Origin of the sequence: Bacteroides sp. LFL-34 (assembly GCF_027257075.1) — a bacterium.
Lineage (GTDB): Bacteria > Bacteroidota > Bacteroidia > Bacteroidales > Bacteroidaceae > Bacteroides > Bacteroides ovatus.
Map to the genome: position 1 here is coordinate 1 of NZ_JAPQKZ010000153.1, position 785 is coordinate 785.

Annotated in this window: 1 pseudogene; it reads right to left on the reverse strand. The window is 51.3% G+C overall.

The features are described from left to right. Positions 1-785 (reverse strand): annotated as a pseudogene (locus tag N5O98_RS27340) (DEAD/DEAH box helicase family protein); the annotation flags it as partial.

Here is a 785-nt window from a genome sequence, read left to right on the forward strand (position 1 = left end):
CTTCGCCACAAGGTTGTGCTTGCGCTTCTCCAATCCTTTCAGCATCGCCCGCGACACGTTCTTGCCTTGCTGCCGTAAGACTTCGAGGTTTTCCTCCACCGTGTCAAGCTCCGCTTGCAGGATGCGTTGCTGCAACTCCGGTGACTGCGGTATCTTGCCGAACTGGTCATGCGACATGATGACGCAATCATAGTCATTGTTTTTGATGTTGTTGAAGAAACGCACACGGTTGGCGGTCGAGAAATCCTTTTCCGAAGCGTAGAGGATGCGGGCATTCGGATAGGCAGCTTGATAAGTGGCGGCAATCTCCGCGACATTGGCTTTCAGACCAATAATCATCGGCTTGTGCGCCAAGTTCAGACGCTTCATTTCATGCGCTGCAATACACATTATCAGTGTTTTACCTGTTCCGACTTCATGGTCGCATATTCCGCCGCCATTCTGTTTTATCATCCAGACGCAATCCTTCTGCGACGGATAAACGCTTTGAATACCCCGGCTTGCCAATCCTTTCAGATTGAGGTCGGGAAACGTCTGGTGCGAACCGTCATACTTCGGGCGCACGAAACAGTTGAACTTGCGGTTATACATTGTCACGAGCCGTTCCTTGAACTGCGGCGACTGCTCTTCCAACCATTCCGAGAACCCGTTGCGGATTTCGTCAATCTTGGCGTTGGCGAGCTGTATGCCCTCGCTGTCACGCACCTTGATGTCGTTGCCGTTCTCATCTTTGCCAATACTTTTCATCATGTCGGGACAGGTGTTGTGCAAAGCGTGTTTCAACA